Below are 671 nucleotides of genomic sequence, written 5' to 3'. Positions count from 1 at the left end.
CAACGGGTTCGACCGGCTCGACTGGCGCCACCGGTTCGACGGGAGCGACAGGCTCGACCGGCTCGACTGGAGCAACCGGCTCGACAGGTGCGACTGGCGATACTGGTGCGACTGGTGCGACCGGCTCGACTGGCGCCACCGGTTCGACGGGAGCGACAGGCTCGACCGGCTCGACTGGAGCAACCGGCTCGACCGGTTCGACCGGCTCGACGGGTGCGACTGGCTCGACTGGCTCGACTGGAGCAACTGGAGCGACAGGCTCGACTGGTGCGACTGGCTCGACTGGTTCGACCGGCGCAACCGGCTCGACCGGCGCGACTGGCTCGACAGGTGCGACTGGCGATACTGGTGCGACTGGTTCGACCGGCTCGACTGGCTCCACCGGCTCGACGGGAGCGACTGGCTCGACCGGCTCGACTGGAGCAACCGGTTCGACCGGCTCGACTGGTGCGACCGGCTCGACTGGTTCGACTGGTTCGACTGGCGCGACTGGCTCGACAGGTGCGACTGGCGACACTGGTTCAACGGGTTCGACCGGCTCGACTGGCGCCACCGGTTCGACGGGAGCGACAGGCTCGACCGGCTCGACTGGAGCAACCGGCTCGACAGGTGCGACTGGCGATACTGGTGCGACTGGTGCGACCGGCTCGACTGGCGCCACCGGTTCGACG

At 69.0% G+C, this 671-nt stretch carries 1 pseudogene; it reads left to right on the top strand.

The annotated features are described in order from the left end of the window. Window positions 1–671 (top strand): annotated as a pseudogene (locus AC1DZU_RS35625) (hypothetical protein); the annotation flags it as partial.

Source organism: Mesorhizobium sp. P2_A12, assembly GCF_056405075.1.
The sequence above is the reverse complement of the archived record's forward strand: the minus strand, read 5'-3'. Positions and strand labels throughout refer to the sequence as shown.